Annotated in this window: 5 protein-coding genes; all 5 read left to right on the forward strand. The window is 71.2% G+C overall.

Annotated features, from left to right (window positions below; genetic code table 11):
* The first annotated feature begins 253 nt into the window (after positions 1 to 253).
* A complete protein-coding gene (locus Q7W29_14470) occupies positions 254 to 874 on the forward strand; it encodes a TetR/AcrR family transcriptional regulator (GenBank protein MDO9173026.1) in 621 nt (206 codons plus the stop codon).
* On the forward strand, positions 871 to 2,352 hold the full coding sequence (locus Q7W29_14475) for a TolC family protein (GenBank protein ID MDO9173027.1): 1,482 nt from the start codon (positions 871 to 873) through the stop codon (positions 2,350 to 2,352). The genes Q7W29_14470 and Q7W29_14475 overlap by 4 nt, the downstream gene beginning before the upstream one ends.
* Positions 2,349 to 3,518, forward strand: coding sequence for an efflux RND transporter periplasmic adaptor subunit (locus tag Q7W29_14480; GenBank protein ID MDO9173028.1), 1,170 nt, complete (start codon positions 2,349 to 2,351; stop codon positions 3,516 to 3,518). Before Q7W29_14475 ends, Q7W29_14480 begins: the two co-directional genes overlap by 4 nt.
* On the forward strand, positions 3,515 to 6,619 hold the full coding sequence (locus tag Q7W29_14485) for an efflux RND transporter permease subunit (GenBank protein ID MDO9173029.1): 3,105 nt from the start codon (positions 3,515 to 3,517) through the stop codon (positions 6,617 to 6,619). Before Q7W29_14480 ends, Q7W29_14485 begins: the two co-directional genes overlap by 4 nt.
* Before the next feature lie 76 nt (positions 6,620 to 6,695).
* The coding region (locus Q7W29_14490) for a hypothetical protein (GenBank protein MDO9173030.1) at positions 6,696 to 7,051 on the forward strand (356 nt) is incomplete at its 3' end.

Raw genomic sequence — 7,051 nt, forward strand, 5'->3', positions numbered from 1 at the left:
CCGGCGCGGATCAGCAGGTTGGCGGCGGCGTTGGCGCTCAGGGCCAGGATCAGGGCCAGGACGTGCGGTTTCATGGTCCTCCGGGGGTTGTCGGCCATCGCCGAAGATAGCATTTCGACTGCCGGCGCGCCTCGAGCGATCTGAGGACGGGCGATCTGAAGACCTTGACAAGATGAGAAACGACGCCATATTGGGCGGCGTGAAACGATAAAACAAATAACGTTTCAATGTTTCGCAACGAAGGAACAGGCTGATGCCCGAGGCCCGCCAACACGACAAGTCGCTGCAGTTCTATGCAGTTGCGGAGCCGCTCTTCGAGCGGTACGGCTTCCGCAAGACGACCGTGGAAGAGATCTGCCGCGCCGCCGGGGTCTCCAAACGGACCTACTACGAGCTGTTCCGCGACAAGGCGGACCTGCTCACCCGGATGCTCGTCCACCTGGCCAGCGAGGCGGCCCTGGGCTGGCGGGACGCGCTGGACCCCGATCAGCCCACCGTCGAGAAGGTCCTGTCCTACCTCGACGGCTACGAGGCGTTCGGCCGGCAGCACCCCGCGTTCGCGAAGTGCATGCACGAGATCGACAACGACGTCTGCAGCCGCGAGTTCGAGAACCACCCCAGCGTGCAGGCCATGCGCGACGCCCTGGCCGGCGTGCTGGCCGAAGGCGTCGCGCGCGGCGAGCTGCGGCCGCTGGACCCGCCCACGCTGGTGTGGATCATCGACAGCCTCCTGGACACCATGTACTACATGTTCCCGCAGATGACCGGGCGCGTGAGCGCGCTCGAGGACCCTCTCCTGGCGAGCGAGCTGCGCGCCTTCATCATCAACGGCATCCGCAACCCCGACCACGACCCCGTACGGAGGACACGATGAACATCGGACACCTGGCGCGCGCGGCGCTCATGGCCGCCGTCTGTCTGGGAGCGGCCTTCCCGGCGGCCGCTGCCGACGAGCCGGTTCCCGCGACCCTCGACCTCGGTCCCGGCGCCGTCATCGCGGCGCGCCCCGGGGCGGCCGAGACCCTCGACCTCGAGACCTGCGCGCAGCGCGCGCTGGCCGGCAACGACCTGCTGCAGGCCGAGCGCTTCCGCCGGCGCGAGCTCGACGGCCAGATGAAGCAGGCGCTCGCCACCGGCCTGCCGACCCTCGACGCCTCGGGTACCTGGTCGCGCGGCCGCGACCCGAGTTTCGCCCTGGACTCCAGTTTCGGCGGCGGCGACTCGGGCAGCGCCCTGATCGACAGCCTGTTCGGAGGGTTCAGCTTCATCCCGCCGCCCGAGGACATCCCGGCCCAGACCTACTGGCGCTCGAGCCTGAACCTGAGCTGGACCCTGAACCCGATCAAGATCCTCGGCGCGATCGGCGCCGCCGGCCAGGGCATCCGCCGCCAGGACCTGGCCCTGCTGGGCGTCGTGCACCAGACCGAACAGGACGTCGTGGCGGCCTACCACGGCGTCGTGCTGGCCGCCGAGCAGCTCGCCGCCGTCGAGGCGGAGGTCCGCAACCAGCAGGAGTTCCTGGACATCGCGCGCCTGCGCTTCGGGCTCGGGATGGTGACCGAGCTGGACACGCTGCAGGCCGCGGTCGCGGCGGCGAACCTGTCGCCGCGGCTGCGCCAGTCGCAGCAGGGGCTGCGCACCGCCGGCGCCCGGCTCAACGCCCTGATGGGCAGCGACCCCGAGGCACCGCTGAGCATCCGCAACGAGCAGCGCGTGGAGTCGGACGACGTGGCGCGCGCGACGGCCCTGGACCTGGCCGCGCGCCGGCCCGACGTGCAGCAGGCCGAGGTGATGAGCGACCTGCTGCGCCAAAGCCGGCGTGTGCAGAAGTCCGAGATGCGCCCCTACCTGTCGATGCTCGGCAGCTTCGGCTACATCGGCCGGCGCCTGAAGGACCTCGACGACACCGGCCACGACTTCTGGAGCGCCAGCGTGGCGCTGAACGTGCCGCTGTTCGACGGCCTGCTGACCCACGGCCTGGTCCAGCAGACCGAAGCCTCGATCCTGCGCACCGAGTCCGAGCGCAACGGCCTGCTGCGGCAGGCGCGCGTCGAGGTGCTCGATCTGCTCGACGGCCGCGACGCCGCCCGCGACAACCTGCGCGCGGCCGAGCTGAACATGGCCCGGGCCGAGGACCTGCTCGAGACCAGCATCCTGCTGCTGCGGCACGGCAAGGCCGACTACCTGACCGTGCTGCAGTCCGAGGCGGAGCGCTCCCGCGCCCGCACCAACCTGATCCAGGCGCGGTACGACGTGCTGACCACGACCGCGTCCCTGAAGCGCGCCATCGGCGTCTCGCCCCTGCTGCCCCTGGCGGCGGTCGACGGGCTCGTCGCGGGAGGTTCGCAGTGACCATCGGAACGGAGAAGACCATCATGACGACGCGCAAGCTGTTCGCCGCCGCGGCCCTGATGCTGGCCCCGGCCCTGCTGTCGACCACGGGCTGCGGACCCAAGGACGGCGGCGCGCCGCCGGCCGAGACCGCCCGCAACGTCCGCGTGCTGGAGCTGGACGCCACCGACCTGACCGAGATGTTCGAGGTCTCGGGCGCGGTCGAGCCCCTGCGCGGCACCGACGTCGCCGCCGAGGAGGGCGGCACCGTGGCCGCGATCCCGCGCGACAAGGGCTCCCGCGTGGCCAAGGGGCAGACCCTCATCGAGCTGGACCGACGCCTGCTGTCGGCGGAAGCGGACGCCGCCCGCGCCGACCTGGCGCTGCAGGCCTACAACGTCGAGCAGACGCAGCGGCTGTACGAGGCCGGCAAGATCAGCCGCGTCGAACTGCTGACCGCCGAGGCGTTGCACGGCCGGTCCGCGGCCGCGGCGCGTGTCGCCGAGCTGCGGCACGAGCGGGCCGCCATCGCGGCGCCCTACGCCGGGATCGTGGCCGAGCGGTTCGTGGAGCCCGGGCAGCTGGTGGCGCCGGGCACCGTCGTGGCCCGCGTGGTCGACCCGTCGGTCCTGAAGCTCGCCGGCTGGCTGACCGAGCGCGACATCGTCTGGCTGCGCGAGGGCGCGGCGGCCGAGGTCTCGCTGGACGGCGTTGCGGCGCCGGTCGTCGGGCGCGTGGCCTGGCTCGGCTTCGAGGCGGACCCGGTCACCGGCAAGTTCCCGCTGGAGATCCGTCTGGACAACAAGGACCTGTCGCTGCGGCCGGGCGTGGTCGGCCGCGCCCGCATCCACAAGCAGACCCTCGCGGGCGTGATCGCCATCCCGCGCGACGCGGTGCTCGACGCCGGCGGCGGCGCGGCGGTCTACGTCGTCGACGGCGACCGCGCTCAGCTGCGCCGCGTCGTCCTGGGAGTCGACCAGGGGATGCTCGTCCAGATCGTCGAGGGCCTGCGCGCGGGCGAGCTGCTGGTCGTGCGCGGCCAGCGCGACCTGATCGACGGCGCGCTCGTCAACGCGGTCGAGACGGCGGGCGCCCGCGACGGCAGCCTCGCCGGCGACCCGGTCGCGACCACCGAGGCCGGCGCCGCGACACGCGCCGCTGATCCCGGGACGGAGGCCGCGCGATGAGGCTCGTCAGCGGCGCGATCCGCCGGTACCCGATGATCTTCGCCTTCATGGCGATCATCACGATCGTGGGCGTCAAGAGCTACCTCGAGCTGCCGCGCGAGTCGAGCCCCGACGTCAAGATCCCCTTCGTGATGGTGATGACCCCGTACTCGGGCGCCGGTCCCGAGGACGTCGAGAACCTCATCACGCGCAAGCTCGAGCGCGAGCTCAAGGGCCTGGCCGACCTCAAGGAGATGACCAGCACCTCGGTCGAGGGGGCCTCGACCATCGTGCTGGAGTTCACCACCGACGTGGAGATGAGCGACGCCCTGCAGAAGGTGCGCGACCGCGTCGACCTGGCCAAGCCCGAGCTGCCCGACGACCCGCGCGACGACATGATGATCCTGGAGCTCAGCTCCTCGGACTGGCCCATCGTGCAGATCAACCTGGCGGCCGACTACGACCCCGCGCTGCTGAAGCAGGCGGGGGAGGACCTGCAGGAGGCCTTCGAACAGGTCCGCGGCGTGCTCGAGGTGAAGCTGACCGGCGGCGTGGAACACGAGGTCCGCGTGGACGTCGACCCCGAGCGCCTGCGGGCCTACGGGCTCACGCTGCTGGACGTCGTGCGGCTGCTGGCCGCGGCCAACCTCAACGTGCCCGCCGGGCACATCACGCAGGGCACGGGCGAGATCAACGTGCGCCTGCGCGGCGAGGTCCGCGATCCGGCCGAGCTGGCCGAGTTCCGGCTGCCGCTCGCCGACGGACGGACCATCCCGCTGTCCGAGGTGGCCGCGATCCGCGACGCCACGGAGGAATTGCGCGAGGCGACGACCTGGCAGGGCGTGCCGGTGATCGGCATCGGCGTGCAGAAGCGCACCGACGGCAACACGGTGAAGGTCGTCGATGGCGTGAACGAGGCCGTGGCGGCGCTGCGCGCCGAACTGCCGGCCGATTACCGCATCGAACAGGTCTCGGAGAACGCGCAGTTCGTGCGCGACTCGGTGAAGGACGTGCTCAGCAACCTCGGCCTGGGCATCCTGCTCGCGGGCCTGCTGCTCTTCGTCTTCCTGCACGACTGGCGGCAGACCCTGATCGCCGCGGTGGCGATGCCGATCTCGGTCATGGCCTCTTTCATGCTGATGCAGGCCTCGGGCTTCACGCTCAACGTGATGTCGCTGATGGCCCTGGGCATCTCGGTCGGCACGCTGGTCACCAACTCCATCGTCGTGCTGGAGAACATCAGCCGTCTCGCCGAGGAGGGCGTCGAGCCGTTCGAGGCCGCCGAGCGCGGCACCGCCGAGGTGGCGATCGCCGTGCTGGCCTCGACGCTGACCAACATCGTGGTGTTCACGCCGGTCGCCTTCATGAGCGGCGTCATGGGCCGCGTGTTCCTGCAGTTCGGCCTGACGGTCGTCTACGCGACCCTGTTCTCGCTCGTGATCAGCTTCACCCTGGTGCCCATGCTGGCGGCGCGCCTGGTGCGGCCGGGACGCGGCGTGGGCCACGGCCACAGCGCCGTTGCCCGGCTCGTGCGCGCCTGGGACGACGCCTACGCGCGGCTCGCCGCCGCCTACGGCGCCTCCCTCGCCTGGACCCTGCACCGCAAGTGGGTGCCGCTGGCGGCGACCGCCGCCGTGCTGGTCTTCAGCCTGCTGCTGCTGCGCTTCGTGGGCGGAGAATTCACCCCCACCACGGACGAGGGATTGTGCCAGGTGACCCTCGAGCTGCCGGAAGGCACGAGTCTCGAGCGCACGCACGAGCTCGCGCAGCGGGTGGCCCTGGTCGCGGGCGCCCACGCCGAGGTCACCGGCGTGCAGGTGAAGGTGGGCGGCGAAGACCGCGGCGTGGAGGACGCGACGGTGTTGATCGTCCTGAAACCGGCCGCCGAGCGCGACCTCGACGTCGGGGAGTTCATGAACCTCTTGCGCCCCGAGCTGGCTGGCATCCCCGACGCCCGCATCGCGGTGTCCCCCGTCGGCGAATCGAGTGCTTCGCAGGACACAGACATCCAGATCGAGGTCCTCGCCGATGACCCCGCACAGCTCACGGCTGCGGCCGCCATGGTGTACGACGTCGTCCGGGACGTGCCGGGCCTGGTCGAGGTGCAGACCAGCGACCAGCCGGGCAAGCCGGAGCTGAACGTCGTGCCGCGACGGCTGCCGCTCGCGCAGCAGGGCCTGACCGCGGCGACCGTGGGCGGCATCCTGCGCGCGGCGTACGAGGGCGCGCAGGCGGGCGTGTTCCGCCAGGACGGTGAGGAGTACGACGTCGTGGTGGCCTTCGACCCGGCCAGCCGCGCCGACCGGGCCTACGTGGGCGACCTGCCCGTCACCGCCCCGTCGGGCGCCGTGCTGCCCCTCTCGGAAGTGGCCGACCTGCGCGAGGGCGTGGGCGATGCGACCATCCTGCACGCCGACAAGCAGCGCAAACAGGACATCACCGCCAACATCGCCGAGGGATCGCTCACACAGAAGCGTGCCCTGATCGACGCCGGCCTCGCCGGCCTCGATCTGCCGGCGGGCGTGGTCGTGCGCTACGCCGGCATGGCCGAGATCCAGGACGAGGCCTTCGCGTCCATCCTGGGCGCCTTGGTCATGGCCGTGATCCTGATCTACATCGTCATGGCCGCCATGCTCGAGAGCTTCGTCCACCCGGTCACGGTGATGGCGACGCTGCCGCTGGGCCTGATCGGCATGGCCCTGGCGCTGTTCTTCACCGGCGAGACGATCAACATCATGTCGCTGATGGCGCTGGTGATGATGGTGGGCATCGTGGTCAACAACGCGATCCTGATGCTCGACCACACGGCGCAGCTGCGGGCGCGGGGGCTCGGCATCGAAGCGGCGCTGCTGGACGCCTGCCCGATCAAGCTGCGCCCGATCATCATGGCCAACCTGGCCATCGTCATCGGCATGGTGCCGCAGGCGATGGGCGGCGCCGGCGCTGAGTTCCGCACCCCGATGGCCGTGGTCCAGATCGGCGGCGTGCTGGTCTCGACGGTCTTCACCCTGTACGTGATCCCGGTGGTCTACGTGCTGTTCGACCGGCTGACCCTCGCCGGACGGCGGGAGCGCGCGCGCGGGAAGTCTTCGGCCTCGCTGAAGGTGGTGCCGTTGCGGTAGACTCGCGGGACGGGGGGACCCCGCCTACCATGGCGGGCGTCCCTCCTCCCGGAATCACCGTCACGGAGGAACGCCGATGCCGCACCCCGACGAGTTCGAGTCCGCCCTCACCGGCGGCGAACGCGCCGCCCTGGACGGGCTTTCCACCCCCCGCGCGATCCAGGACTTCCTGGACGCCTGCGCCTACAGCTCCGATCCCTTCTACCGCTGCCCCCTGCGCGTGCTGCGCGAGCGCCGCGCCCACTGCTTCGACGGCGCTCTGTTCGGCGCGGCGGCGCTGCGCCGGCTGGGCCACCTGCCGCGCATCCTGGACCTGCTGTCCGACGGCCGCGACGACGAGCACCTGCTGGCCCTTTTCAAGGTCGACGGCCGCTGGGGCGCGGTCGCCCAGTCCAACTTCAGCGGGCTGCGCTACCGCGAGCCGGTCTACGC

It is taken from the genome of bacterium (genome assembly GCA_030654305.1).
Classification (GTDB): Bacteria; Krumholzibacteriota; Krumholzibacteriia; order LZORAL124-64-63; family LZORAL124-64-63; genus PNOJ01.